Annotated in this window: 1 protein-coding gene; it reads left to right on the top strand. The window is 47.9% G+C overall.

Going from position 1 to position 816, the window contains the following annotated elements; genetic code table 11:
• Positions 1–125: 125 nt before the first annotated feature.
• The coding region (locus tag M3200_RS03565) for a UTP--glucose-1-phosphate uridylyltransferase (RefSeq protein WP_288178115.1) at positions 126–816 on the top strand (691 nt) is incomplete at its 3' end.

Below are 816 nucleotides of genomic sequence, written 5' to 3'. Positions count from 1 at the left end.
AAGAACTACTGTATTCGTCAGGCAACAGAAATTTGGAGCCTGACACCTTCTCCTGGCGGTGCAAGGTCAACACCATTCCTTGCTTCGCAAATGGAGAACAAGCCAACCTCACTCCGTTCGCAGAAATGCAACTCATCCGCCCGGCAGCGGGATTTGGTACACGATTCCTTTCGGAGACAAAGGCGATGCCGAAGGAAATGCTTCCTATCGTAGATAAGCCTACGATTCAGTATATTGTCGAAGAAATCGAAGCGAGCGGGATTGAACAGATCCTTATTATTTCTGGTCATGCGAAGAGAGCCTTCGAAGATCATTTCGATTCTTCTCCGGAACTGGAACAGCATCTGTATGAGTCCGGGAAGATGGATCTCTTGAAAGAGATTCGTCATGTTGCTTCTGTCAAAGTGCATTATACTCGTCAGCAGTACATGAGAGGCCCTGGAGATGCTATTCTCTGTGCCAAGGAATTCATGGACGGAGAACCATTTGGCGTCATTCTTGGTGATGATGTCGTATATACAGGCGACGGTGAGCCAGCTCTGAAACAGCTGATGGATCAGTATGAAAAGACAGGCGGAGCTGTCATAGGCTGCCAGCGCGTAAGAGAAGAACAGGTCTCTTCCTATGGAATCATTGATGGAGTAAAGACAGAAGATCCGGATTTGGTCAAAGTCCTGGACATGATAGAAAAACCTTCTATTGAAGAAGCCCCCAGCCGCATTGCAGCGCTTGGACGCTACGTCATCACTCCGGAAATATTTAAGATTCTTGAACAGACAAAACCGGGGAAAGGCGGAGAAATCCAGCTCACCGACG

Origin of the sequence: Dialister sp. CAG:357, assembly GCF_000435155.1 — a bacterium.
Classification (GTDB): Bacteria; Bacillota; Negativicutes; order Veillonellales; family Dialisteraceae; genus Dialister; species Dialister hominis.
This window is presented reverse-complemented; position numbering and strand designations above follow the sequence as displayed.